21 protein-coding genes are annotated in these 23,382 nt (G+C 65.2%); 17 read left to right on the forward strand and 4 right to left on the reverse strand.

The features are described 5' to 3' along the window. Positions 1-87: 87 nt before the first annotated feature. Entirely contained in the window at positions 88-768 is a 681-nt protein-coding gene (locus ShzoTeo12_RS12630; protein ID WP_318909927.1) for a hypothetical protein, read from the reverse strand. A gap of 211 nt (positions 769-979) precedes the next feature. Between ShzoTeo12_RS12630 and ShzoTeo12_RS12635 the strand changes: the two genes are divergently transcribed. The 6 genes from ShzoTeo12_RS12635 (at position 980) to ShzoTeo12_RS12660 (ending at position 6,758) form a co-directional block, all read left to right on the forward strand. Continuing rightward, positions 980-1,870, forward strand: coding sequence for a metal ABC transporter substrate-binding protein (locus tag ShzoTeo12_RS12635; protein WP_318909928.1), 891 nt, complete (start codon positions 980-982; stop codon positions 1,868-1,870). Next, entirely contained in the window at positions 1,867-2,727 is an 861-nt protein-coding gene (locus ShzoTeo12_RS12640; protein WP_318909929.1) for a manganese/iron ABC transporter ATP-binding protein, read from the forward strand. Before ShzoTeo12_RS12635 ends, ShzoTeo12_RS12640 begins: the two co-directional genes overlap by 4 nt. Continuing rightward, positions 2,724-3,596: a metal ABC transporter permease gene (locus tag ShzoTeo12_RS12645; protein ID WP_318909930.1), complete on the forward strand. Its 873-nt coding sequence runs from the start codon at positions 2,724-2,726 to the stop codon at positions 3,594-3,596. Before ShzoTeo12_RS12640 ends, ShzoTeo12_RS12645 begins: the two co-directional genes overlap by 4 nt. Next, positions 3,593-4,435 (forward strand): metal ABC transporter permease, encoded by an 843-nt coding sequence (locus ShzoTeo12_RS12650; protein ID WP_318909931.1) that lies wholly within the window; start codon positions 3,593-3,595, stop codon positions 4,433-4,435. The genes ShzoTeo12_RS12645 and ShzoTeo12_RS12650 overlap by 4 nt, the downstream gene beginning before the upstream one ends. Positions 4,436-4,538: 103 nt before the next feature. Then, complete coding sequence (locus ShzoTeo12_RS12655) at positions 4,539-5,774, forward strand: FAD-dependent oxidoreductase (RefSeq protein WP_318909932.1); 1,236 nt, start codon at positions 4,539-4,541, stop codon at positions 5,772-5,774. A gap of 33 nt (positions 5,775-5,807) precedes the next feature. Further along, positions 5,808-6,758: a nucleoside hydrolase gene (locus tag ShzoTeo12_RS12660; protein WP_318909933.1), complete on the forward strand. Its 951-nt coding sequence runs from the start codon at positions 5,808-5,810 to the stop codon at positions 6,756-6,758. Positions 6,759-6,950: 192 nt separating this feature from the next. Here ShzoTeo12_RS12660 and ung read toward each other — a convergent pair whose 3' ends face one another. Then, positions 6,951-7,646: a uracil-DNA glycosylase gene (ung, locus tag ShzoTeo12_RS12665; RefSeq protein ID WP_318909934.1), complete on the reverse strand. Its 696-nt coding sequence runs from the start codon at positions 7,644-7,646 to the stop codon at positions 6,951-6,953. A gap of 79 nt (positions 7,647-7,725) precedes the next feature. Beyond that, complete coding sequence (locus ShzoTeo12_RS12670) at positions 7,726-8,892, reverse strand: dihydrodipicolinate synthase family protein (protein ID WP_318909935.1); 1,167 nt, start codon at positions 8,890-8,892, stop codon at positions 7,726-7,728. Between the two features lie 264 nt (positions 8,893-9,156). Between ShzoTeo12_RS12670 and ShzoTeo12_RS12675 the strand changes: the two genes are divergently transcribed. Genes ShzoTeo12_RS12675 through ShzoTeo12_RS12695 form a run of 5 tightly spaced genes read left to right on the forward strand, consistent with a single transcriptional unit; the run spans position 9,157 to position 15,092 of the window. Beyond that, positions 9,157-10,197, forward strand: a complete 1,041-nt coding sequence (locus ShzoTeo12_RS12675; RefSeq protein ID WP_318909936.1) for a LacI family DNA-binding transcriptional regulator — start codon at positions 9,157-9,159, stop codon at positions 10,195-10,197. Then, positions 10,194-11,195, forward strand: coding sequence for a Gfo/Idh/MocA family oxidoreductase (locus tag ShzoTeo12_RS12680; RefSeq protein ID WP_318909937.1), 1,002 nt, complete (start codon positions 10,194-10,196; stop codon positions 11,193-11,195). Before ShzoTeo12_RS12675 ends, ShzoTeo12_RS12680 begins: the two co-directional genes overlap by 4 nt. 6 nt (positions 11,196-11,201) lie before the next feature. Further along, complete coding sequence (locus ShzoTeo12_RS12685) at positions 11,202-12,815, forward strand: acyl CoA:acetate/3-ketoacid CoA transferase (protein WP_318909938.1); 1,614 nt, start codon at positions 11,202-11,204, stop codon at positions 12,813-12,815. Beyond that, the gene (locus ShzoTeo12_RS12690; protein WP_318909939.1) at positions 12,808-13,587 is read left to right on the forward strand and encodes an enoyl-CoA hydratase/isomerase family protein; all 780 of its coding nucleotides are present in this window, start codon (positions 12,808-12,810) and stop codon (positions 13,585-13,587) included. The genes ShzoTeo12_RS12685 and ShzoTeo12_RS12690 overlap by 8 nt, the downstream gene beginning before the upstream one ends. Continuing rightward, positions 13,587-15,092: an aldehyde dehydrogenase family protein gene (locus ShzoTeo12_RS12695; protein ID WP_318909940.1), complete on the forward strand. Its 1,506-nt coding sequence runs from the start codon at positions 13,587-13,589 to the stop codon at positions 15,090-15,092. The genes ShzoTeo12_RS12690 and ShzoTeo12_RS12695 overlap by 1 nt, the downstream gene beginning before the upstream one ends. A gap of 221 nt (positions 15,093-15,313) precedes the next feature. Here ShzoTeo12_RS12695 and ShzoTeo12_RS12700 read toward each other — a convergent pair whose 3' ends face one another. Further along, on the reverse strand, positions 15,314-16,321 hold the full coding sequence (locus ShzoTeo12_RS12700) for a LacI family transcriptional regulator (RefSeq protein ID WP_242224087.1): 1,008 nt from the start codon (positions 16,319-16,321) through the stop codon (positions 15,314-15,316). Between the two features lie 377 nt (positions 16,322-16,698). Here ShzoTeo12_RS12700 and ShzoTeo12_RS12705 point away from each other — a divergent pair, with 377 nt between their 5' ends. From ShzoTeo12_RS12705 to ShzoTeo12_RS12730, 6 genes are all read left to right on the forward strand, one after another. After that, complete coding sequence (locus tag ShzoTeo12_RS12705; RefSeq protein WP_318909941.1) at positions 16,699-17,949, forward strand: ABC transporter substrate-binding protein; 1,251 nt, start codon at positions 16,699-16,701, stop codon at positions 17,947-17,949. 158 nt (positions 17,950-18,107) lie between these two features. Then, on the forward strand, positions 18,108-18,989 hold the full coding sequence (locus ShzoTeo12_RS12710) for a carbohydrate ABC transporter permease (RefSeq protein ID WP_119256563.1): 882 nt from the start codon (positions 18,108-18,110) through the stop codon (positions 18,987-18,989). Further along, on the forward strand, positions 18,986-19,867 hold the full coding sequence (locus tag ShzoTeo12_RS12715; protein ID WP_318909942.1) for a carbohydrate ABC transporter permease: 882 nt from the start codon (positions 18,986-18,988) through the stop codon (positions 19,865-19,867). Before ShzoTeo12_RS12710 ends, ShzoTeo12_RS12715 begins: the two co-directional genes overlap by 4 nt. Positions 19,868-19,872: 5 nt before the next feature. Further along, on the forward strand, positions 19,873-20,988 hold the full coding sequence (locus ShzoTeo12_RS12720; protein WP_318909943.1) for an ABC transporter ATP-binding protein: 1,116 nt from the start codon (positions 19,873-19,875) through the stop codon (positions 20,986-20,988). 8 nt (positions 20,989-20,996) lie between these two features. Beyond that, the gene (locus ShzoTeo12_RS12725) at positions 20,997-22,505 is read left to right on the forward strand and encodes a GMC family oxidoreductase (protein ID WP_318909944.1); all 1,509 of its coding nucleotides are present in this window, start codon (positions 20,997-20,999) and stop codon (positions 22,503-22,505) included. After that, a complete protein-coding gene (locus ShzoTeo12_RS12730; protein ID WP_318909945.1) occupies positions 22,502-23,281 on the forward strand; it encodes a 3-ketoacyl-ACP reductase in 780 nt (259 codons plus the stop codon). Before ShzoTeo12_RS12725 ends, ShzoTeo12_RS12730 begins: the two co-directional genes overlap by 4 nt. Positions 23,282-23,382: the final 101 nt, after the last annotated feature.

The following is a 23,382-nucleotide window of genomic DNA, read 5'->3' on the forward strand; positions in this document are numbered from 1 at the left end:
GTATGGGGTGAAAATCGTGCTCTCTGCTAGCAAAGTTAGGTGGTGCTGTACAACGGCAAATATGCCGTTTGGCAGAGACGAGCGCGGTCAGTGACCGCTGGATGCGACCTCGTGCGTGCCTTCGGCGGCGGCATGCTCGCCTTCCGTGCCATGGCCGCCTTCCTCCTTGGCCGCGCCATGGCCGGACGCCGCCGTTTCGACCGCATTCGGGTCGATGCAGTCCGCCCGTTCCTTCATCGCCGTGACGATGGTCTTGATCTCGTCGAGCGAAAGCTCCTTGCGCTCGCCGTAGAATTCCCCGTTGGCGGCCGGCACGCCATCCGTATAGCGCGCGACGAAGGGCGCACTCATGCCGGGAACGGCGGAGGGATCGCGGGCGAAGAGCACTTCCGCGCCGATGGCCCGACCGCGCATGTCGGCGCGATATTCGGGCCCGGCGGCATCGATCAGGATGATCTGGTAGAGATCGGCGTCCTCGGCATTCGAGACGGCCCCGGCGACGCGCAGCGCCGTCTTGACGCGCACCTCGCCGTCCGTGGCATCCGAGCGCACATATTTGCGCAGCCATTGCTGGCCGTCCTGTTCGAGGCGGACGGTGGTCACCGTCGTGCAGGCGGCGCCGGACACCGTTTCCGTCGACGGGCCGAGCAGCACGTCGCGCCCGACGAAGATCGCGGCAGCGCCCGAGGCGCCGGTCAGGACCAGCACGCCGGCGGCGATGATCAGCAGCTTCCGGGACAGGCGGAACGAGGTCGGAAGGAACTTCACGGGCGACGAACTTCTCTTTGAACGCAGAACAGGGAACGCGCCGAGAGCGCGCGAACGTGCCGCACTGTAGCCTGCGGGCGTTTCGGAAGTTTTAAACCCGCCTGTCCGATTCCGGACCATTTCTGCGAATGATTTGCAATTGCGTTGACAGGCTGCAAAACCGCTCTATATTTTATTGCAACTCATTCGCAAAAGCAGCTCAGGAGAGCCGATGCTCCGCCGTTCCTTCAATGCCCTGCTTCTCAGCCTGCCGCTTCTCGCCACCGCCCCCGCCTTCGCGCAGGAAAAGCCCAAGGTGGTGACGACCTTCACAATCATCGCCGACATCGCGGCGAATGTGGCGGGCGATGCGGCCACGGTGGAATCCATCACCAAGCCGGGCGCGGAAATCCACAACTACCAGCCGACGCCGCGCGATATCCTGAAGGCGCAGGATGCGAAGCTCGTGCTCTGGAACGGCCTCAACCTGGAGCTCTGGTTCCAGAAGTTCCTCGCCAATCTCGGCGACGTGCCGAACGTCACGGTCAGCGACGGCGTCGCGCCGATGAGCATCGTGGAAGGCCCCTACGAGGGTAAGCCGAACCCGCATGCCTGGATGTCGCCGGACAATGCGCTGATCTATGTCGAGAACATCCGCAAGGCGCTCGGCGCGCTCGACCCCGCCAATGCGGCGACCTACGACGCCAACGCCAAGGCCTATGGCGAGAAGATCAAGGCTCTGGGCGAAGAGATGAAGGCCAAGATCGGCGCGCTGCCGGCGGAAAAGCGCTGGCTCGTCACCAGCGAGGGCGCCTTCTCCTATCTCGCCCGCGATTTCGGCCTCAAGGAGCTCTTCCTCTGGCCGATCAACGCCGACCAGCAGGGCACGCCCAAGCAGGTGAAGGCGGTGATCGATGCGGTGCGCGAGCACAATATCCATGTCGTCTTCAGCGAAAGCACCGTTTCCGCCGATCCCGCCAGGCAGGTCGCGGCCGAAACGGGCGCGGCTTATGGCGGCGTCCTCTATGTCGACTCGCTGAGTGAGGCGGACGGCCCCGTGCCGACCTATCTCGACCTCCTGCGCGTGACCTCCGAAACCATCGTGAAAGGTCTTTCGCAATGAGGATGGGCGGCAAGCCGAAGACGGTCGACGGCATCGTCGCCGAGGACGTGACCGTCACCTACCGCAACGGCCTCACGGCGCTGCGCCATGCCAGCTTCTCCGTGCCGAAGGGCACGATCACCGCGCTGGTCGGCGTCAACGGCGCGGGCAAGTCCACCCTCTTCAAGGCGATCATGGGCTTCGTACCGGTCGCGGGAGGCAAGGTGACGATCCTCGGCCTTTCCGTGCGCGAGGCGCTGAAGCAGAACCTCGTCGCCTATGTGCCGCAGGCCGAGGAGGTGGACTGGACCTTCCCCGTGCTCGTCGAGGACGTGGTGATGATGGGCCGCTACGGCCATATGAACTGGCTGCGCATCCCGACGAAACGCGACCACGAGATGGTCGAGGAGGCGCTTTCCCGCGTCAACATGGCCGGTTACCGCAAGCGCCAGATCGGCGAGCTCTCCGGCGGGCAGCGCAAGCGCGTCTTCCTCGCCCGTGCCTTGGCGCAGGAGGGACAGGTCATCCTGCTCGACGAGCCTTTCACCGGCGTCGACGTGACCACGGAGGAGCAGATCATCGAGCTGCTCGGCAAGCTGCGCGACGAGGGTCGCGTCATGCTGGTCTCCACCCACAATCTCGGCAGCGTGCCGGATTTCTGCGACCGCACGGTTTTCGTCAAGGGCACCGTCATCGCCTCCGGCCCGACGGCGGAGACCTTCACCGAGGCCAATCTGGAGCGCGCCTTCGGCGGCGTGCTGCGCCACTTCATCCTCGGCGGCCGCGACCTGCACGACGACGAGGACAGGCGCTCGGTCAAGGTCATCACCGACGACGAGCGCCCCTTCGTCATCTACGGCGAGGAGAAGAAACCGTGATCGACGCGCTGCTGGAACCCTTCGGCTACGGCTACATGGTCAACGCCATGTGGGTGAGCGCGCTGGTCGGCTGCATCTGCGGCTTCCTGTCCGCCTATCTGATGCTCAAGGGCTGGTCACTGATCGGCGATGCGCTCTCGCATTCCATCGTGCCGGGCGTCGCCGGGGCCTATATGCTCGGCCTGCCGTTTGCCGCCGGCGCCTTCCTCTCCGGTGGGCTCGCCGCCGCCGCCATGCTCTTCCTCAACCGCCAGACGCAGCTCAAGGAGGATGCGATCATCGGCATGATCTTCTCCTCCTTCTTCGGCCTCGGCCTCTTCATGGTCTCGCTCTCGCCAACACCGGTGAACATCCAGACCATCGTGCTCGGCAACATCCTCGCCGTCACGCGGGAGGATACGATCCAGCTCGCCATCATCGGCGCGGTGACGCTCGTCGTCCTGCTCTTCAAGTGGAAGGACCTGATGGTCGCCTTCTTCGACGAGAACCATGCCCGCTCCATCGGTCTCAACCCGACGGGCCTGAAGATTCTGTTCTTCACCCTCCTCAGCGCCTCGACGGTCGCGGCCATGCAGACGGTCGGCGCCTTCCTCGTCGTCGCCATGGTGGTGACGCCGGGCGCGACGGCCTATCTCCTCACCGACCGCTTCCAGCGCCTCATCGTCATCGCCGCCGCCCTCGGGGCCGGCACGAGCCTTACCGGCGCCTATCTCTCCTATTTCCTCGACGGCGCGACCGGCGGCATCATCGTCGTCCTGCAAACCGCGATCTTCCTCCTCGCCTTCCTCTTCGCGCCCAAGCACGGCCTCATCGCCGCGCGCCGCAGGGGCAGGAAGGCGCTGGAGACCATGGAAGGCACCACGCCATGAACGAGACGCTCGAACTCGCGCTCCTGCCCTTCCAGCTCGCCTTCATGCAGACCGCCTTCCTGGTGACGCTCGTCATCGCCGTACCGATGGCGCTGCTCTCCTGCTATCTCGTGCTGAAGGGCTGGTCGCTGATGGGCGATGCGGTCTCGCATGCCGTGCTTCCCGGCGTCGTCATCGCCTATGTCCTGGGCCTCCCCTTCGCGGCCGGCGCCTTCGTCGCGGGCCTCTTCTGCGCGCTCGCCGCCGGCTATCTCAAGGATAACAGCCGGGTGAAGGAAGACACGATTCTCGGCATCGTCTTTTCCGGCATGTTCGCCCTCGGCGTTGTGCTCTATGTGAAGATCCAGCCGGATATCCATCTCGACCATATCCTCTTCGGCGACATGCTCGGCATCGCGGCCTCCGATCTCGTCGAGACGATAGCCATCGCCAGCGCCTCGACCGCCTTCATCCTCCTCTTCCGCAAGGACCTTCTGGTGCAGGCCTTCGACCGGCAGCATGCCTCGGCCATCGGCCTGCCGGTGCGTCTCCTGCATTACGGCCTTCTCGCCGTGCTCTCGCTCGTCGTGGTCGGCGCGCTGAAGGCGGTCGGCATCATCCTCGCCGTCGCCATGCTGGTCGCTCCCGGCGCCATCGCGGCCCTCCTCACGCGGCGTTTTCCGAGCATGCTGATGGTGGCCGTCGCCGTCGCGCTCGGCACGTCCTTCTGCGGCATCTGGCTGAGCTTCATGATCGACAGCGCCCCCGCGCCGACCATCGTGCTGCTGATGGCGATGCTCTTCGTCCTCGCCTTCATCCGACGGATGCTGCAGAACCGCCGGCCCGCGCAGGCGGCCTGAGAGCCACCGGCCCTCTGTCGACAGAGGGCCGGTTTCCGTCTAACGTCCGGCGCGAACGGCCAGCCTGCTTCGGCCGAAATCAACACAAACGCAACGGGACGGCATGGCGCATATCGGTATCGTCGGCGGCGGCCTCATGGGCTGCGCCACAGCGCTCAATCTCATGGAACGGGGCCATAGCGTCACGATCCTCGAACGGGACGCGGGCGGCCTGCCGGCCTCGGTCGGCAATGCGGGCATCCTCGCCGTGCCCGAGATCGACCCGCTCGCCCGGGTCGACATGCTGCTCTCCGTGCCGAAATGGCTGCTCGATCCGCTGGGCCCGCTGACGCTGCGCTGGCAGGACCTGCCGGCGCTCACGCCCTGGCTCGTCCGCCTCCTGCTCTCCGCCCGCCCCGGCAAGGTGGCGGAAGGCCGCGCCGCGCTCCTGACGCTGATGAAGACGGCGGAAGCCGACCATGCCCATCTCGGCGCCCTGGCCGGCATTTCCGGCCATATCCGCGACACCGGCGCGCTGACGGTCTTCGACAGCACTGCGGCGCGCGACAAGGCGTTCGCCCACGAGACGGAGAATGCGAAGCTGCTCGGCTGCAATGTCGAGAAGCTGGATGCCGAAGAGGCCCGCCGCCGCGTGCCGGCCTTGCAGGGCGCCTTTGCCGGCGCGGTCTTCAACGACGGCTACAAGACCTTCGAATATCCGCTGACCCTCTTGCGCCGGCTGCAGGCGGCGCTGCGCGAACGCGCGACGTTGCTCGACGCCACCGTTTCCTCGGTGGCGCAGGCTGAGAGCGGCATCGTCGTGCGCACGGAGGGCGGCCGGGAATTCACCTTCGACAAGCTGGCGATCACCTCGGGCGTCTGGTCACGCCGCTTCGTCGCCGATCTCGGGCTGAAAGTGCTGCTGGAAACCGAGCGCGGCTACAATACGACCTTCATGAATCCTTCGACCACGCTGGAAATGCCGGTCTTCTTCTCCGAGCACGGCTTCGTCGCCACACCCTTCGAAAATGCTCTGCGCATCGGCGGCGCGGTCGAGCTCGCCTCGCCCGAAGCCCCCGCCAACTACAGGCGCGCCGCCGCCATGCGCCGCAAGATGCGCCGCTACGTGCCCGATCTCCAGGAGGAAGGCGGCACGGAATGGATGGGCCGGCGTCCCTCCACGCCGGATTCGCTTCCCGTCATCAGCCTGCATCCGCGCGACCCGCGCATCGCCTTTGCCTTCGGCCACGGCCATGTCGGCCTGACGCTTTCGGCAACGACCGGTCGCCATGTCGCGCGTCTCCTCTCCGGTGAGACGGACGCCGCGCTCGCCCCCTTCTCCATCGCCCGCTTCCAGTAAGTTCCCAGAACAATAAAAAGAAAGAAACCGACCATGCATAAGGTTATTTTCGACACGGATCCCGGCGTCGACGATGTCATGGCGCTGCTCTTCCTGCACAACCATCCGGAAATCGACCTGATCGGCATCACCACCGTCTTCGGCAATGCCGCCATCGAGACGACGACGCGCAACGCGCTGTTCCTCAAGCGCGAATGGGGCATCGACGCGCCGGTCGCCCGCGGCGAGGGCAAGACCTACAACCCGATGCGCAACCCCACCGACTGGCCGGTGATGATCCACGGCCATGACGGTCTCGGCAATATCGACGTGCCGGAGACGATCGACCTGCCTATCGATCCGCGCCCGGCACACCGCTTCATCATCGAAACCGTAAGGGCCAATCCGGGCGAGGTGACGCTGATCGCCGTCGGCCGCATGTCGAACCTCGCCTATGCGCTGAAGGAAGACCCGGAGATTGCCGGTCTGGTCAAGCAGGTCATCATCATGGGCGGCGCTTTCGACGTGCCCGGCAACATCACGCCCGCCGCCGAGGCCAATATCCATGGCGACCCGGAGGCGGCCGACGTGGTGATGACCGCGCCGTGGAAGGTGATCGTCGTCGGCCTCGACGTGACGATGAAGACCGTGATGACGCGCAAGCGCCTTGCGGAACTGACCGCGAAGAACGGCAGGCACCTCAAGCTGCTTTCCGACATATCGCAGTTCTATATCGATTTCTACGGCCGGCATGTGAAGGACGAGGGCATGGTGGTGCACGACAGCTGCGCCTGCATCTACCTCGTCGCGCCGGACCTCTTCACCACCCGTCCCGGCGCGATCCGCGTCGTCGCTGGCGGCATCGCCGATGGCCAGACCATCCAGAAGCCCGACGCCCGCAGCTTCCCGCCCGGCAACTGGGACGGCCTGCCGAGCCAGCATGCCTGCATCGGTATCGATGCGGAAAAGGTGATGGCGCTGCTGGATGAGACGCTGGTGCGGTGAGGCGGGCGTAGCCGCCCCTCACCTGCCTGCCGGCATCCTCTCCCCGCAAGCGGGGCGAGGAGCGCTGGAGGCAAGGGTTCCCGCCTTCATGATGGCTTGAAGAAGCCGGTGCAACGCCCCCTTCTCCCCGCTTGCGGGGAGAAGGTCCCGGCAGGGGCATGAGGGGCAGCCCAGGGAGTAACCCCTACCCCGTCAGCCCGCCGTCGCCGGCAATTGCCAATCGATCGGCGTGCGGCCGTGCTTTTCGAGAAATTCGTTCGCCTGCGAAAACGGTCGCGTGCCGAAGAAGCCGTTATGCGCTGAGAGCGGAGAGGGATGCGGTGAGCGCAGCACGAGATGGCGACTCCTGTCGACGAAGGCCGCCTTCTTCTGCGCATAGGAGCCCCAGAGGATGAAGACGACGGGCTTATCCTGCTCGTTGACGGCGCGGATGACCGCATCCGTGAAGCGCTCCCAGCCGCGCCCCTGATGGGAGGCCGCACGGCCCATCTCCACCGTCAGCACGCTGTTGAGCAGCAGCACGCCCTGCCGCGCCCAATATTCGAGAAAACCATGGCGGGCCGGCGCGATGCCGAGGTCCGATTCCAGTTCCTTGTAGATATTGACGAGCGAGGGCGGAATGCGAACGCCCGCCTGCACGGAGAAGCACAGGCCATGCGCCTGCCCCTCGCCGTGATAAGGATCCTGCCCGAGGATGACGACGCGCACCTCGTCGAGCGGCGTCAGGTCGAGCGCGCGGAAATATTCCGCCCCCTTCGGGAAAATGCGCCGGCCCTCCTGCTTCTGCTCCAGCAGGAAGTTCTTCAGCTCGGCCATGTAGGGACTGGAGAATTCCGCCGCGAGCGGCGCCTTCCAGCTCTCGCCGATCTTTACGTCCGTCGCTGCCATCGCTCTCTCCTTGACGAGGAGAGTTTAGCGCCGCACGGCGGTAAGGACCGGCCAAACAGCCGGTCATCCACAGCTAATCTCAGGCGACGCCGAGCACCGCCATGAGGTTTTTCATGCGCGCGGCGGCAAGCTCCGGCCTGTCGAGCACATTCGCTCGATCGGCAAGGCGGAAGACGTCGGCATAGTGCAGGACGCCGCGAGCGGACTGCATGCCGGCCGGCATCGTGAAGTGATCCTGATGGCCGTTCAGCCAGGCCAGAAAGACGACGCCCGCCTTGTAATACTGCGTCGGCGCCTCAAAGATTTTCCGTGAAAGCGGCACGGTCGGCTCGATGACGGCACGGAAGGTGGCGACATCGCCCGCCGCCAGAGACGCCAGCGCCTTGGAGGCCTGCGGCGCGACCGCATCGAAGATGCCGAGCAGCGCGTGGCTGTATCTGCGCCCGTCGCCCTCGATCAGTTCGGCATAGTTGAAGTCGTCGCCGGTGAAGCAGAGCACGCCTTCCGGCAGCCAGTCGCGCAGCGCCACTTCGCAGGCGTTGTCGAGCAGGGAGATCTTGATACCCTCGACCTTGTCGCGGTTCTCCTCGATGATCGAAAGCACCGCATCGAGCGCCGGCTCGAAGGCGTCGGAGCCCCAATATCCACCAAGTTGCGGATCGAACATATCGCCGAGCCAGTGCAGCACGACCTTGTCCTTCGCCTGGCCGAGAATGCGGCCATAGACCTTGCGGTAATCATCCGGCGACTGCGCAATGCGGGCCAGTGCGCGGCTCGCCATCATGATCGCCCGGCCACCGTGCTTTTCCACGAAGCCGATCTGCTCCTCATAGGCCCTGACGACGTCATCCAGCGAACGGGCATCGGCGGGGTTGAGGTGATCCGTGCCGGCGCCGCAGGCAAGGTCCGCGCCCGGCACCGTCTTCGCTTCGGCAAGCGAGCGGCGGATCAGCTCCTGCGCGCCGGCCCAGTCGAGCCCCATGCCGCGCTGCGCGGTGTCCATCGCCTCGGCGATGCGGAAACCGAGCGACCAGAGATGATGCCGGAAAGCCATCGTGCGTTCCCAGTCGACGGCCGGCGCTTCCCATGGGCGCGTGTCGCGTCGCGGATCGGAAACCACATGGGCCGCGGCATAGGCGATGCGGTTGAAGCGCGGCGCTGCGGTAGAGCGCTCTGTCGGCGTGCCCACGAGCGCATAGGCTTCGACGCCGCCATCGGCACGCGGCAGGGAAAGGCTGATCGGCATGGAGTCCTCCCGAGGGTTTAGAAGGGCAATAATTTAGATCGTTCCAAATTTCAAGGACGATTTTGAGAGTAGCGCCCGGTGTACGGAAAAGGCCAATACGCTAGAGGTCCCATCGTGACAGCCAATTTGAACCCGTGATCAAGATAGAAGGCAACCGAAGGCGACACGCCGCCGCACCCCAATTCATGCTTGACAAATTTGGAACGATCCAATTAATTACCCACCAACAAGCGGGCCGTTACACCCCGCGCAGGGAGGATGATCGTGAACAAGAGCCGGGTGACCGTCGTCGATATTGCGCGCGCTGCCGGCGTGTCCAAGTCGACCGTCTCGCTCGTCCTGCAGGCGAGCCCCCTCGTCAACGAGGCGACACGCGCCAAAGTGAATGCAGTCATCCGCGAGCTCGGCTATGTCTACAATCGCGGCGCGGCGAACCTGCGCCAGTCGGCCTCCTCGCGGATCATCGGCATCATCGTCAACGATCTCACCAACTCCTTCTTCGCGGAGCTGGCGGTCGGCATGGACATGGTCATGCAGTCGGCCGGCTATGTGCAGTTCCTGTCGAATTCCGCCGAAAGCGTCGACCGCCAGCGCGAGGTCATCGCCTCCATGCGCGAGCACGGCATTTCCGGCCTGATCCTCTCACCCGCCCGCGGCACGGAAGCGGCGGACCTGAAGCCGCTCGCGGCGAGCGGCATTCCCGTCGTCGCCGTGGTGCGAAACGTGGTAGGCGCGAAGATCTCCTCGCTTCTTTCCGACAATTATGCCGGTGCGAAGGATGCGGTTCGCCATCTCGTCTCGCTCGGCCATAGCCGCATCGCCTTCCTCGGCGGGATACCTAACACGACGGTCTTTGCCGAGCGCGTGCAGGGCTGGCGCGACGCGCTTGCCGAAGCGGGTCTCGAAGCACCGGATGCGCTGGTCGTCGGCACGACGGCCTCGCGCGCCGGCGGCGTTTCGGCCATCGAGCGCGCCCTGATGCTGGCGAACCAGCCGACGGCGGCGCTCTGCTTCAACGACGCGGCCGCCTTCGGCGTCTGCGACGGGTTGCGCGCGGCGGGCAAGGAGCCCGGCCGCGATTTCGGCGTGGTCGGCTTCGACGACGTGATCGAAGCCGAGACCGCCGTACCGGCGCTGACGACCGTTTCCGTCGATCCGCAGGGCATGGGCCGGCGGGCGGCGCAGCTTCTCTTGAAACAGATCAATGCGGGCCGTGTGGAGCCCGAGGCCATCGTCAGCTCCGTACGCCTCGTCGTGCGCCAGAGCTGCGGCGCCGGCCAGAAGACGAGGAGGATGTCGGCATGACGCGATGGGGACTGATCGGCGCGAGCACGATCGCGAAGGAATGGGTGACAAGCGCGATCCGCGCGACGGGCGGCGAAATCGTCTCGGTGATGAGCACCAGCGCTGAACGCGGCAAGGCCTATGCGGCCGAACAGGGCATCCCGAAGTCGGTGACGACGCTCGATGCGCTGGTGAACGATCCCGAGATCGACGCCGTCTATATCTCCACCACCAACGAGCTGCACCGTGACCAGGCGCTGGCCGCCGCGAAAGCCGGCAAGCATATCCTCTGCGAAAAGCCGCTCGCCATGGCGCTTGACGATGCCCGGGCCATGGTGAAGGCCGCGAAGGATGCAGGCGTCGTCATGGCGACCAACCATCACCTGCGCAACGCCGCCACGCACCGGGCGATGCGCGAGGCCATCAAGGCCGGCCGCATCGGCACGCCGCTTTCCGCCCGCGTCTTCCACGCCGTCTACCTGCCGCCGCACCTGCAGGGCTGGCGGCTCGACAAGCCGGAAGCCGGCGGCGGCGTGATCCTCGACATCACCGTGCACGATGCCGATACGCTGCGCTTCGTGCTGGACAGCGACCCGGTGGAGGCCATTGCCTTCTCGCAGGCCGGCGGCATGGGCCAAGCGGGGCTTGAGGATGCGGTCATGGGCGTGCTGCGCTTCGAGAACGGCGTCATCGCCCAGTTCCACGACGGCTTCACCACGAAATTCGCCGAGACGGGCCTTGAGGTACACGGCACGGACGGCTCGCTGATCGGCCGCAACGTGATGACGCAGCGCGGCACCGGCACAGTGACGCTCCGCGATGCGAGCGGCGAACATGAACTGCCGCTCGACCATAGAAACCTCTACGAAACCGCCCTTTCCGCCTTCCACGCCGCCGTCGCCGGCAAGGGACAGCCCTCCGCCACGGGCGAGGACGGCGTCTGGTCGCTGGCGACCGGTCTTGCCGTCGTGGAGGCCGCCCACACGGGCAAGACCGTCCGCATCGAAACCGGATTCTGAAGCATCATGAGCAAGCATATCACCCCGCGCCAGGCCGCAGACCTCATTCCCGACGGGGCCGTCGTCTCGGTCTCCTCCTCCTCCGGCCTCGGCTGCCCGGACCTGACGCTGAAGGCCATCGGCGAGCGTTTCGACGAAACCGGTCACCCACGGAACATCACGACGCTGCACCCCATCGCGGCCGGCGACATGAGCGGCATCAAGGGCATCGACTACATCGCCAGGCAGGGCCTGCTCGCCAAGGTGCTGGCCGGCTCCTATCCGTCCGGCCCGTCCTCCTCCGAGCCGCCGCTGATCTGGCAGATGATTACCGGCAACGAGATTCCCGCCTATAACATCCCCTCCGGCATCCTCTTCGACATGCATCGCGAAGCCGCCGCAAAGCGCCCCGGCGTCATCACCAAGGTTGGATTGGACACGTTCGTGGACCCGACCCAGCAGGGCTGCGCCATGAATGAGAAGGCCGATGCGGAGCCGATCGTCGAGAAGATCACCTTCGGCGGCGAGGAGTGGCTGTACTTCAAGGCTATCGCGCCACAGGTCGCCATCATCCGCGCCACCACGGCGGACGAGCGCGGCAATCTCACCTATGAACACGAGGGGGCCTATCTCGGTGGTCTCGACCAGGCGCTTGCCGCCCGCAACAATGGCGGCATCGTCATTGCGCAGGTCAAGCGCCTCGCCAAGGAAGGCTCGCTGAAGCCGCATGACGTGCGCGTGCCGGGCGTTCTGGTCGATTACATCGTGGTCGATCCCGAGCAGAAGCAGACGACGCAGACGCTCTACGATCCCGCCATATCGGGCGAGATCTTCCGGCCGCTCGACAGTTTCCGCGTTCCGGAGTTCAACATCCAGAAGGTCATCGCCCGACGGGTGGCCGAGGAACTTGAGGCCGGTAGCGCCGTCAATCTCGGCTTCGGCATTTCCGCCAACGTGCCGCGCATCCTCATGGAAGAGGGCCTGCACGGGGCGGTGACCTGGGTGATCGAACAGGGTGCCGTCGGCGGCGTGCCGCTGCTCGACTTCGCCTTCGGCTGCGCCTCCAATGCGGATGCCTTCATGCCCTCGCCCTACCAGTTCACCTATTTCCAGGGCGCGGGCTTCGACGCCTCGCTGCTCTCCTTCCTGGAGATCGGCAGGGACGGGTCGGTGAATGTCTCCAAACTCTCCTTCCGCCCGCATGTGACGGCCGGCTGCGGCGGCTTCGTCGACATTACGGCGCGGGCGAAGAAGGTCGTCTTCTCGGGCATGTTCAATGCCGGCGCGAAGCTCGCGATTGCGGACGGCAAGCTCGTCATCGAGAAGGAAGGCAAGCTCAAGAAGCTGGTCAACGCGGTCGAGCACGTCACCTTCTCCGGTCCGCGCGGCGTGGCGCAGGGGCAGGACATCACCTATGTCACCGAGCGCTGCGTGATGAAGCTGACGCCCGAGGGCATCGTGCTCACCGAGATCGCGCCGGGCGTCGACCTCAAGACGCATATCCTCGACCAGTCGGAGTTCCCGCTGATCGTCTCGCCGGACCTCAAGGTGATGGATGCACGCCTCTTCACCGATGCGCCGATCGGCCTGACATTGCCGGAAAAGGCGCCGCGCCGGCTTGCGGGGGCGAACCATGGCTGAGCCGCGCATCCGCATCGCTATCGACGGCCCCGTCGCGACGATATCTGTCGCGCGGCCGGAAAAGCTGAACGCCTTCGACATCGACATGCTGAAGGAGCTTTCCGCCGCCTGCGACACGGTGGAGGCCAATGCGGCCGTGCGCGTCGCCATCCTCACCGGCGAGGGCAAGGCCTTTTCCGCTGGCGGCGATATCCGCGCCTGGGCGGGCATGGAAGCAAATGAATTCGGCCACGCCTGGGTGCGCTTCGGCCACCGCGTCTTCGAGCGGCTGGCGACGCTGCGCATGCCGCTGATCGCTGCCGTCAACGGCCATGCGCTGGGCGGCGGACTGGAACTGGCCGCCGCCGCCGATATCCGCATTGCCGAGACGCAGGTGAAGATCGGCCTGCCGGAAGCCGGCCTTGGCATGGTGCCCGGCTGGTCCGGCACGCAGCGTCTGGTGAAGCGTTTCGGCGCGCAGGCGGTGCGGCGCATGCTGCTGGGCGGCGAGGTGCTGACGGCGGCGGAAGCGGCAACGCTCGGCATTGTCGATCATGTCGTTGAGACTGGAACGGCCGTCGAGGCCGCCCGGGCCTATGCGGCGCGCATCGCCGCACGCGGGCCGGCGGCGACGGAGATTTCCAAGCTGATGATTTCGGTGGCGAATGGCGAGGACAACGGCGCGGCGGTGGAAGCCCTCGGCTCCATCCTCGTCGCCAAGACCGGGGACCTCAAGGAAGGCGTCGCCGCCTTCACGGGAAAACGCCCCGCAGACTTCAAGGGAGAATGGTAATGACCGCGCATGTGAAACCCAAGGCGCTCGACGACTTCAAGGCGCGCGATTTCCGCATGCTGATCGACGGTGTGTGGACGGAAGGCACCGGCAGCGCGCTAGAACGCGTCGCGCCGGGTCATGGCGTCGTCGTCAGCCGCTATCCGGCCGGCACGAAGGCCGATGCCGAACGCGCCATCGCCGCCGCGCGGCATGCTTTCGATGACGGTCCCTGGCCGCGCATGACGGGCGCGGAGCGCTCCAATATCCTGCTGAAGGCCGCCGATCTCATCGCAGCGAAGGCCGACGAGCTTGCCTTCCTCGACTGCATCGAAAGCGGCAAGCCGATCAGCCAGGCCAAGGGCGAGCTTGGCGGCGCGGCCGATATCTGGCGCTATGCCGCGGCACTGGCGCGCGATCTCCACGGCGAGAGCTACAACACGCTCGGCGAAGGCACGCTCGGCGTCGTGCTGCGCGAGGCGATCGGCGTGGTCTCGATCATCACGCCCTGGAATTTCCCCTTCCTTATCGTAAGCCAGAAGTTACCATTCGCGCTCGCCGCCGGCTGCACGACGGTCGTCAAGCCTTCCGAGCTGACGTCAGGCTCGACGCTTCTTCTCGGCGAAATCCTCATCGAGGCCGGCGTACCGGCCGGCGTCGTCAACATCGTCACCGGCACCGGCCCCGAGGTCGGCGCACCGATGACGACGCATCCCGATGTCGACATGGTCTCCTTCACCGGCTCCACCGGCGTCGGCCGCCTGACCATGGCGAACGCCGCCCAGACCCTGAAGAAGGTATCGCTGGAACTCGGCGGCAAGAACCCGCAGATCGTCTTCCCCGACGCCAATCTCGACGAGTTCATCGACGCCGCCGTCTTCGGCGCCTATTTCAATGCCGGCGAATGCTGCAATGCCGGCTCGCGGCTGATCCTGCACAAGTCCATTGCAGCGGACGTGACCGCACGTGTCGCGGAACTGGCGAAGAAGGTAAAGGTTGGCGATCCACTCGATCCGACGACGCAGGTCGGCGCGATCATCACGCCGCAGCATCTCGGAAAGATCGGCACCTATGTCGATGGCGCGGCGAAGGCCGGGGCATCCGTCGCGCTCGGCGGGACTGCACTCGATCTCGGCCTCGGCCAGTTCATGGCGCCGACGATCCTGTCGGGCGTGAAGCCGGACATGGCGGTTGCCCGTGAAGAAGTGTTCGGCCCGGTCCTCTCCGTGCTGACCTTCGAGACGACGGACGAGGCGATCCGCATCGCCAATGCCATCGACTACGGCCTTTCGGCCGGCGTCTGGAGCCGCGATTTCGATACGTGCCTGACCATCGGCCGCAAGGTGCGCGCCGGCACGATCTGGATGAACACCTTCATGGACGGCGCGTCGGAACTGCCCTTCGGCGGCTACCGCCAGTCCGGCCTCGGCCGCGAACTCGGTCGCCATGCGGTGGAGGACTATACGGAAACCAAGACGCTCAACATGCATATGGGTGCGCGCACCGGCTGGTGGATGCCGCGATGAACCGAAACATCTTCTCCATTAAAGGCGAGGAAATTGAGCAGCGCCGGAAGCACCGCTCGATCTCCCCCCTTGTGGGGGAGATGTCGCCGAAGGCGACAGAGGGGGGTAGCGGCGGCGCGGCAAACCGAACCGTTTCAGAAGACAGTAAGCTCCACCCCCCTCTGCCCTGCCGGGCATCTCCCCCACAAGGGGGGAGATCGGCAGGCGGCAACCGCTGTGCCTCACGGCGTCGGGAAGCTGAATTGCGGGCTTTGCAGCAGGGTGAGATCCTCCACCGGCTCGCCGGCGATGCGCCGCAGCAGCAGCCGGCCCATGGCCTCGCCTGCCGCCGGCAGATCCTCGTGGATGGTCTCGACCTTCGGCTGGATCTGGCTGAGCAGGCGCGAGGTCTGCTTGCCGACGATGTCGTATTCGACACCGAGCGAAAGCCCGTTGTCGCTCATGCCGGTGATGGTCGCGAGCGCGGAGACTTCGCCGGGACAGGTGATGCCGTCAGGCGGATCGGGTTCGCCGCTACGGCGGCGCATGGTGTCGCGGATCGTGTCGGCTGGGCTGTCGAGGTCGAGCGTATCGGGAATCTCATAGGCGACGCCGGCTTCGCGCACGGCGGTCATGAAGCCGTGCAGCATGTGCTGGTGGAACGTCAGCCGCTTCGGCGGCAGGATGATCGTCACCTTGCGCCGGCCCTTGGCGATCAGGCGCTTCGTCGCCTCGTAGGCGAAGGCGAAGTTGTCGTAGTCGACGAAGGCATGCGGGGTGGAGAATTCCGTGCGACCGTGGGTGACGAAGGGAAAGCCGTTTTCCAGAAGCAGCCGCACGCGCGGATCGAACGGCTCGGTGCGCGAGAAGATCAGGCCGTCGGCCATGCCGTTGCGGATGATGTAGTTGACCGCATCGACATTGCTGCCGTCGAGGAAGTTCGGCGTGACGATGAGGTGGTAGGGCGTCGCCTGCAGGGCGCGCGCCAGGCCATGCATGATGGATGTGCCGAAGCCGAGGATTTCCTCATGCGGGTCGAGCAGCACGGAAATGACATTGGTGCGGCCGGTCTTGAGGCGCTGGGCCGCACGGTCCGGCAGGTAGCCGATCTCGGCGGCGACCTCATGGACCCGGCGGCGCGTCGCCTCGGAAATCTGCGGCGCATTGCCGAGCGCGCGGGAAACCGTGGTAATGGCAAGTCCCGTCATTTCCGCAATGGTCTTCAGCGTCGGCTTGCCGGCTCGAAGCATGTTGCGGGCGGGATCGTTGTCGGCGGGCTTGTCGATGCGGGACACGGATACGCTTCTTCGGATGGCGTCAGTCAATGGGCGGCACCATATCGACGCGCCCGGCATTCGGCAATCTTGCGCCGCACAGAATTTAAAACGATTTCAGTGCGCCGCACAAAGCCGGTCGGAAGGGCTTGCATGCCTGCACTTCCGGAATTTACCGCATTTATCAAGAGAGCCTTCACCACGCTCCATCTCGGCTTGACTCCGCAAATTTACAACGTTTTAAATTGGCGCGGCGCTTTGAGCCATGGACCAAATTCCGACGTGCCTTCGGGCCTCGGGGAAATCGGCGGGAGGAGGCTCTCGCCCATGAACTTGCAAACGGGAGGAATACGATGCGCAAGTTTCTGACGACCACTGCAGCCATTGCGGTGCTGATGGGCATGGGCGGCACCGCCGCCCGCGCAGCCGAAAATGTGGAAGTCCTCCACTGGTGGACTTCGGGCGGCGAAGCCGCCGCGCTCGACGTTCTCAAGAAGGACCTCGAATCCAAGGGTATCACCTGGACCGACATGCCGGTTGCCGGCGGCGGCGGCACGGAAGCCATGACCGTCCTGCGCGCCCGCGTCACGGCCGGCAACGCGCCGACCGCGGTGCAGATGCTCGGTTTCGACATTCTCGACTGGGCCAAGGAAGGCGCACTCGGCAATCTCGATGAAGTTGCCGCCAAGGAAGGCTGGGACAAGGTAATCCCGACCGCCCTGCAGCAGTTCTCCAAGTATGACGGCCACTGGATCGCCGCCCCGGTCAACGTTCACTCCACCAACTGGATGTGGATCAACAAGGCCGCGCTCGACAAGGCCGGCGGCAAGGAGCCGCAGAACTGGGATGAACTCGTCGCCCTTCTCGACAAGTTCAAGGAACAGGGCATCACGCCGGTCGCCCATGGCGGCCAGCCGTGGCAGGACGCGACGATCTTCGACGCGGTCGTGCTCTCCTTCGGCAACGATTTCTACAAGAAGGCTTTCATCGACCTCGATCCGGAAACGCTGGGCAGCGCCCAGATGAAGGAAGCCTTCGACCGCATGACGAAACTGCGCTCCTATGTGGACGACAACTTCTCGGGCCGCGACTGGAACCTTGCTTCCGCCATGGTCATCGAAGGCAAGGCCGGCCTGCAGTTCATGGGCGACTGGGCAAAGGGCGAATTCATCAAGGCCGGCAAGAAGCCGGGCGGCGACTTCGTCTGCATGCGCTTCCCGGGCACGCAGGGCTCCGTGACCTTCAACTCCGACCAGTTCGCGATGTTCAAGGTTGCCGAAGACAAGGTTCCGGCCCAGCTCGCCATGGCCTCGGCCATCGAGAACCCGGTCTTCCAGTCGGCCTTCAACGTGGTCAAGGGCTCGGCCCCGGCCCGCACGGACGTCTCGGACGAGGCCTTCGACGATTGCGGCAAGAAGGCCATCAAGGACCTGGCCGAAGCCAACACCAACGGCACGCTGTTCGGCTCCATGGCCCACGGTCACGCAAACCCGGCCTCCGTCAAGAACGCGATCTACGACGTCGTGACCCGCCAGTTCAACGGCGAGCTTTCCTCCGAGGAAGCCGTGACGGAACTGAAGGCCGCCGTCGAGGCTGCAAAGTAAGCAACTGCCCCTCACCCGACCCTCTCCCCGTTCACGGGGAGAGGCAGACGGAGAGGCCACGGCAACATCCTTCTCCCCGCCTGCGGGGAGAAGGTGCCGGCAGGCGGACAAGGGCATGGCCCCGCCGCCGCAAACACACACTAACGGTGGTATCGACCATGGATAGCCGAAGCCGGCTGCAGGAGCTTCTGCCGAAGCTCGTGCTGGCACCCAGTTTCCTCATCGTGCTCGTCTTCGTCTACGGCTTCATCGCCTATACGGGCTTCCTGTCGCTGACGGACAGCAAGATGCTGCCCTCCTACAATTTCGTGGGGCTGAGCAACTATTCCAAGCTCTGGGCGCTGCCGCACTGGTGGCGGGCGATCTCCAACCTGGCGATCTTCGCCTCGCTCTACATCGTCATCTGCTCGGTGCTGGGCCTGGCGCTCGCCATCCTGCTCGACCAGAAGATCCGGGCGGAAGGCATCCTCAGGCCGATCTACCTCTACCCGATGGCGCTCTCCTTCATCGTGACGGGCACCGCCTGGAAATGGTTCCTCGACCCCGGCATCGGCCTCGAGAACACCATGCATCTGTGGGGCTGGGAAAGCTTCGCCTTCAACTGGATCAAGGACCGCAACTACGCCATCTACTGCGTGGTGATCGCCGCCGTCTGGCAGTCCTCCGGCTTCGTCATGGCGATGTTCCTCGCCGGCCTTCGCGGCGTCGACAACGAAATCATCAAGGCCGCGCAGATCGACGGCGCGACGACGGGCACCATCTACCGCCGCATCATCATCCCGCTGATGCGCCCCGTCTTCCTCTCCGCCTTCGTCGTGCTCGCCCACCTTGCCATCAAGGCCTACGACCTTGTCGTGGCGCTGACCGGCGGCGGGCCGGGACAGGCGACCGAACTGCCGGCGACCTTCATGTATTCCTACACCTTCACCCGCAACCAGATGGGCATCGGCGCTTCCTCGGCGATCATCATGCTGGTCATGATCTTCTCGATCATCATCCCCTATCTCTATTCCGAAATCCGCGGAGGCAAAGGCCGATGAGCGCTCCCAGCCCCGACAACATCATCACCCACGGCAAGCTGACGCGCGCCCTCATCTACACCGCACTCATCCTCTTCGCGTTCTACTACCTGCTGCCGCTCTATGTGATGCTGGTGAATTCGCTGAAGCCGCTGGAGGAAATCCGCCAGGGCGGCATGCTGAACCTGCCGCAGCAATGGACGATCGAACCCTGGATCTCCGCCTGGTCGACGGCGCAGATCGGCGTGCAGCCGACGGGCCTTCGCCCGTTCTTCATCAACTCGATCCTGATGGTCGTGCCGGCCGTCGCGATCTCCACGATCATCGGCGCGCTGAACGGCTACGTGCTGACCAAGTGGCAGTTCAGGGGCTCGAACGTCTTCTTCGGCCTCTTGCTGCTCTCCTGCTTCATCCCGTTCCAGATCGTGCTCATCCCGATGGCCCGCATTCTCGGCATGATCGGGCTGGCCGGCTCGATCTGGGGCCTCACCTTCGTGCACATCATCTACGGCCTCGGCTTCACGACGCTCTACTTCCGCAACTATTATGAGAACTTCCCGACCGAGCTGGTGCGCGCGGCACAGATCGACGGGGCGAGCTTCTTCCAGATCTTCTACCGCATCCTGCTGCCCTCCTCCGGCCCGATCATCGTCGTCTCGGTCATCTGGCAGTTCACCAATATCTGGAACGACTTCCTGTTCGGCGCCTCCTTCTCCGGCGCGGACACGACGCCGATGACGGTGGCGCTCAACAACCTCGTCTCCTCCTCGACGGGCGTGAAGGAATACAACGTGCACTTTGCCGGCGCGATCCTCGCGGCCCTGCCCACCCTCATCGTCTACATCGTCTCCGGACGCTACTTCGTGCGCGGCCTGATGTCCGGCGCCGTGAAAGGATAACGCTCATGTCGTTCCTCAAGATCAGCAATCTGCGCAAGTCCTATGGCTCGCTGGAAATCCTGAAGGACATCAACCTGGAGATCGAGCAAGGCGGCTTCCTCGTGCTCGTCGGCCCCTCCGGCTGCGGCAAGTCCACGCTGCTCAACACCATCGCCGGGCTGGAGCCGATCTCCTCGGGCGACATCGCCATCGACGGGCGCTCGGTCGCGGGTCTGCACCCGTCAAAGCGCGACATCGCCATGGTATTCCAGTCCTATGCGCTCTATCCGAACATGACCGTCGCCGGGAACATCGCCTTCGGCATGGAAATCCGCGGCGTTCCGAAGGACGAGCGCGACAAGGCGATCAAGCAGGTCGCCGACATGCTGCAGATCGGCCATCTGCTCGACCGCAAGCCCGGCCAGCTCTCGGGCGGCCAGCGCCAGCGCGTCGCCATGGGCCGGGCGCTGGTGCGCGACCCGAAACTCTTCCTCTTCGACGAGCCGCTGTCGAACCTCGACGCCAAGCTGCGTGTCGACATGCGCACGGAAATCAAGCGCCTGCACCACCGCATGAAGACCACCATCGTCTATGTGACGCATGACCAGATCGAGGCGATGACGCTCGCCACCAAGATCGCGGTGCTGAAGGACGGCGTGCTGCAACAGTTCGGCACGCCGGCGGAAATCTACAACAACCCGGCCAATACCTTCGTCGCGGACTTCATGGGCTCGCCGGCGATGAACCTGCTCAAGGGCAAGGTCGAGAACAACGGCTCCGGCCTTGCCGTCTCGCTCGCCCGCCATCAGGCCGAGCCGCTGGTGCTCTCGGTGCCGAATGCCCCGGCCAGCCTTTCGGCCTATGGCGGCAAGGAAATCATCTTCGGCATCCGCCCGGAAGCGCTGACCGACCCTGATGGCGCGGACCGCAATGCCCGCACCGTGGCTGAGGGCGATTGCCTGATCGAAGTGGTGGAGCCGGCCGGCGCCGATACCTTCGCCGTGACCCAACTCGGCGGCAAGGAGATCGTCGCGCGGCTTCGCGCCGATGTGCGGATATCCGCCGGCCAGACCGCGCGCCTTGCCTTCAACCTCGACAAGGCCGTGTTCTTCGATCCGGCCAGCCAGCTTCGCATCGCTTGAGAACTTCCATGACCACGCAGCCGGACATCGTCATCATCGGATCGGGCATCGGCGGCTCCACCATGGCCGCCGCACTCGCCCCGACGGGCGCGAGGATCGTCATCCTTGAGGCGGGTGACCACCTGCCCGACCGCCCGGAGAACCGCGACCAGCGCGCGATCTTCCAGCGCGGCCATTTCCGCCCGAAGGAGATGTGGTACGAGGCCGACGGCACCGCCTTCAACCCCGGCAACTACTATAATGTCGGCGGCAACTCGAAATTCTACGGCGCAGTTCTTGTGCGCTACCGGAAGGAAGATTTCGAGGAGATGCGCCACCGCGAGGGCATCTCCCCCGCGTGGCCCTTCCCCTACGAAGAGCTTGAGCCGTGGTATTCCGCAGCCGAAAAGCTCTACAACGTGCGCGGCACGCTCGGCGAAGACCCGACCGAGCCGCATCATTCCGCGCCCTACCCCTTCTCGCCCGTGCCGGACGAGCCGGCCATCGCGAAGGTCCGCGCGAAGATGAAGGCGAACGGGCTGCACCCCTATTCCCTGCCGCTCGGCGTCGATATCGACCGCTGGCTCGCCAAGGCGAAGACGCCGTGGGATGCGCACCCGAACTGCAACGACGGCAAGATGGATGCGGAAAGCACGGCGCTTGCCGAAGCGCTGAAACATCCGAATGTCGAACTGCGCACCAATTGCCGGGTGACACGGCTCGCAACGGCTCCGCATGGCCGCACCATCTCGACCGTGCACTACAAGCGTGGCGACACGGCGGAAAGCCTTTCGCCGAAGCTGGTGATCCTTTCGGCCGGCGCGGTGCAATCGGCCGTGCTCCTGCTGCGCTCTGCCTCGGAGGCCTTCCCGAAGGGGCTTGCCAACAGCTCCGACCAGGTCGGCCGAAACTTCATGAACCACAATTCGAGCGCCGTGATCGGCCTCTCGCCCTTCTACCGCAACACCTCCGTCTATCAGAAGAGTTTTGGCTTCAACGACTACTACCTCTCGGACGGCAACGGCGGCCCGCCGCTCGGCAATGTGCAGCTTCTCGGCCGCGTCTCGGGAAAAATCTTGAAGGCCAGCATGCCCTCCGTGCCGGAATGGCTGCTGGAGCAGGTGGCAAGCCGCGCCATCGATTTCTACGCGATGAGCGAGGACCTGCCGCATCCCGAAAGCCGCATCATGGTCGACCGCGACCGCATCGTCATGAAATGGACCCGCACCAACTGGCAGGCCCATCTCGACCTCGTAACGAAATTGAAGGGCGCGCTGAAGAAGGCGGGCTTCCCCATCGTTCTCGCCCGCCCCTTCGACAAGCGCACGCCCTCGCACCAGTGCGGCACCGTGCGCATCGGCAGCGATCCGACGGATGCGCCGCTCGACATCTGGTGCCGCGCCCACGACCATCCGAACCTCTTCGTGGTCGATGCTTCCTATCTGCCGACCTCGGCCGCGGTGAACCCCGCGCTGACGGTCGCCGCACAGGCGCTGCGGGTGGCGAACCACATCCAATCGAGGGACTTTGCCGCATGACGACCGTACCCCGCCCCGTCGCCATCGTCACCGGCGGCCGCCGTGGCATCGGCCTCGGCATCGCCAGGGCCCTTGCCGCCGAAGGCTTCGATATCGCGGTCACCGGCATCGGTGAGGCGGATGCCGCGACCGACGCCATGCTGGCCGACCTTGGCGCGCTCGGCGCCCGGGCGATCTACCTGAAAGGCGACCTTGCCGACGTTTCCGGCCATGCGGCGACCGTAGCAAGCATCGAAGACCGGCTCGGCGCTATCGGTTGCCTCGTCAACAATGCCGGCATCGCCTCGGTCGTGCGCGGCGATTTCCTCGATCTCGCGCCCGACAATTTCGACACCATCGTCGCGACGAACCTGCGCGGCACCGTCTTCTTCACTCAGGCCGTGCTGAAGGCGATGCTGCATTCGAAACAGGCGGCCGGCCCGCGCTCCATCATCAACATCACCTCCATCTCGGCCGGCCTCACCTCGCCTGAACGGCTCGACTACTGCATGACCAAGGCGGGCCTTGCCGCCTTCAGCCAGGGGCTGGCGCTGCGGCTCGCGGAGACCGGCATCTCCGTTTTCGAGATCCGCCCCGGCATCATTCGGTCCGAAATGACGGCCGGCGTCTCGGCGAAATACGACGCACTCATCGAAAGCGGCCTCGTGCCGATGAAGCGCTGGGGCGAGCCTGGCGATATCGGCAACGCCGCGGCGGCACTCGCCGCCGGAAAATTCGCCTTCGCCACCGGCTCGGTGATCAATCTCGACGGCGGCCTCGCCATCGGGCGGCTTTGACGGGGGTGCCCCTCACCCCACCCTCTCCCCGCAAGCGGGGCGAAGGAGACGAGAGGACGCGGCAAATTCCCTTCTCCCTGCCTGCGGGGAGAAGGTGCCGG

The organism is Shinella zoogloeoides (assembly GCF_033705735.1).
Classification (GTDB): Bacteria; Pseudomonadota; Alphaproteobacteria; order Rhizobiales; family Rhizobiaceae; genus Shinella; species Shinella zoogloeoides_A.

What these genes read in the sequence shown, in the direction of transcription:
- ShzoTeo12_RS12635 (WP_318909928.1), top strand. Translation starts at nt 980, where the DNA reads ATGCTCCGCCGTTCCTTCAATGCCCTGCTTCTCAGCCTGCCGCTTCTC.
- ShzoTeo12_RS12640 (WP_318909929.1), top strand. Translation starts at nt 1,867, where the DNA reads ATGAGGATGGGCGGCAAGCCGAAGACGGTCGACGGCATCGTCGCCGAG.
- ShzoTeo12_RS12650 (WP_318909931.1), top strand. Translation starts at nt 3,593, where the DNA reads ATGAACGAGACGCTCGAACTCGCGCTCCTGCCCTTCCAGCTCGCCTTC.
- ShzoTeo12_RS12655 (WP_318909932.1), top strand. Translation starts at nt 4,539, where the DNA reads ATGGCGCATATCGGTATCGTCGGCGGCGGCCTCATGGGCTGCGCCACA.
- ShzoTeo12_RS12660 (WP_318909933.1), top strand. Translation starts at nt 5,808, where the DNA reads ATGCATAAGGTTATTTTCGACACGGATCCCGGCGTCGACGATGTCATG.
- ung (WP_318909934.1), bottom strand. Translation starts at nt 7,646, where the DNA reads ATGGCAGCGACGGACGTAAAGATCGGCGAGAGCTGGAAGGCGCCGCTC.
- ShzoTeo12_RS12670 (WP_318909935.1), bottom strand. Translation starts at nt 8,892, where the DNA reads ATGCCGATCAGCCTTTCCCTGCCGCGTGCCGATGGCGGCGTCGAAGCC.
- ShzoTeo12_RS12680 (WP_318909937.1), top strand. Translation starts at nt 10,194, where the DNA reads ATGACGCGATGGGGACTGATCGGCGCGAGCACGATCGCGAAGGAATGG.
- ShzoTeo12_RS12685 (WP_318909938.1), top strand. Translation starts at nt 11,202, where the DNA reads ATGAGCAAGCATATCACCCCGCGCCAGGCCGCAGACCTCATTCCCGAC.
- ShzoTeo12_RS12690 (WP_318909939.1), top strand. Translation starts at nt 12,808, where the DNA reads ATGGCTGAGCCGCGCATCCGCATCGCTATCGACGGCCCCGTCGCGACG.
- ShzoTeo12_RS12695 (WP_318909940.1), top strand. Translation starts at nt 13,587, where the DNA reads ATGACCGCGCATGTGAAACCCAAGGCGCTCGACGACTTCAAGGCGCGC.
- ShzoTeo12_RS12700 (WP_242224087.1), bottom strand. Translation starts at nt 16,321, where the DNA reads ATGCTTCGAGCCGGCAAGCCGACGCTGAAGACCATTGCGGAAATGACG.
- ShzoTeo12_RS12705 (WP_318909941.1), top strand. Translation starts at nt 16,699, where the DNA reads ATGCGCAAGTTTCTGACGACCACTGCAGCCATTGCGGTGCTGATGGGC.
- ShzoTeo12_RS12710 (WP_119256563.1), top strand. Translation starts at nt 18,108, where the DNA reads ATGGATAGCCGAAGCCGGCTGCAGGAGCTTCTGCCGAAGCTCGTGCTG.
- ShzoTeo12_RS12715 (WP_318909942.1), top strand. Translation starts at nt 18,986, where the DNA reads ATGAGCGCTCCCAGCCCCGACAACATCATCACCCACGGCAAGCTGACG.
- ShzoTeo12_RS12720 (WP_318909943.1), top strand. Translation starts at nt 19,873, where the DNA reads ATGTCGTTCCTCAAGATCAGCAATCTGCGCAAGTCCTATGGCTCGCTG.
- ShzoTeo12_RS12725 (WP_318909944.1), top strand. Translation starts at nt 20,997, where the DNA reads ATGACCACGCAGCCGGACATCGTCATCATCGGATCGGGCATCGGCGGC.
- ShzoTeo12_RS12730 (WP_318909945.1), top strand. Translation starts at nt 22,502, where the DNA reads ATGACGACCGTACCCCGCCCCGTCGCCATCGTCACCGGCGGCCGCCGT.